Genomic DNA, 567 nt, shown 5'->3' on the forward strand with positions numbered 1-567 from the left:
GCAGGATTTGCGCGCTGTCCTGCGTTTGGCGGCAGGACGCAAGGCGGAGCCGACGGCCGCGATCATGGACAGCCGCACTCTGCGTTCCACGCCCGAAAGCGGCACCCGTGCCGGATATGACGGCGCCAAGCGGAAGCGCGGATCGAAGGTTCATCTGGCGGTCGATACGCTCGGCCATCTGCTTGCTTTGCACGTGACGGCCGCCGACGTCGGTGATCGAGAGGCTGTCGCACGCCTGGCGGCAGATATCCAGGATGCCACGGGGGATGCGGTGTCTCTGGCCTATGTCGATCAGGGCTACACAGGCGAGGCCGTGGCAAAAGCGGCCGCCGCGGAAGGGATCAGGCTGGAGGTCGTCAAACTACCCGAGGCTAAGCGAGGCTTCGTTCTCCTACCCAGACGATGGGTCGTAGAAAGATCCTTTGCTTGGGCCACGCGGTGCCGCAGACTGGTCAAGGACTATGAACGCGTTGCGACCACCTTGGCCGGATTCCACGTCATTGCCTTCGTCGGATATATGCTCAAACAAGCTGCGATACTCATGCAAGGTGCATGACACCCTCTAGG

1 protein-coding gene is annotated in these 567 nt (G+C 62.3%); it reads left to right on the top strand.

The window, feature by feature from the left end; translation table 11 throughout:
- On the top strand, positions 1 to 556 hold a 556-nt coding region (locus ACELLULO517_RS28470; RefSeq protein WP_227310879.1), incomplete at its 5' end, for a transposase.
- Positions 557 to 567 lie beyond the last annotated feature (11 nt).

It is taken from the genome of Acidisoma cellulosilyticum (assembly GCF_020621385.1).
Taxonomy (GTDB): domain Bacteria; phylum Pseudomonadota; class Alphaproteobacteria; order Acetobacterales; family Acetobacteraceae; genus Acidisoma; species Acidisoma cellulosilyticum.